At 43.3% G+C, this 233-nt stretch carries 1 protein-coding gene; it reads left to right on the top strand.

What is annotated here, in order from left to right:
* Positions 1-233: hypothetical protein (locus tag AC23ME_RS21160; protein ID WP_487729708.1), on the top strand; the 233-nt coding region annotated here is incomplete at both ends.

The following is a 233-nucleotide window of genomic DNA, read 5'->3' as shown; positions in this document are numbered from 1 at the left end:
AGGGGTTAACGAGTACAATGCTCAACAAGATCGTTTTGAACCCTCAAGCCTTTTAAATCCAATTTTTGGGAATAAAGATATACGCTATTTAAAGTACGATGCAGAAGGTAACATTTGGTTTATCGAAGAAATGAAATTAGGTGTTGCACAGCGTAAGGGCAATGCTGATGAACTGGTCTACCTCACCGCGCTTAACGGACAACCTTTGGGGGGTTGTGAGCAGATCGGGAGCG

The organism is Pedobacter sp. T50_32, from assembly GCF_057652195.1.
This window is presented reverse-complemented; position numbering and strand designations above follow the sequence as displayed.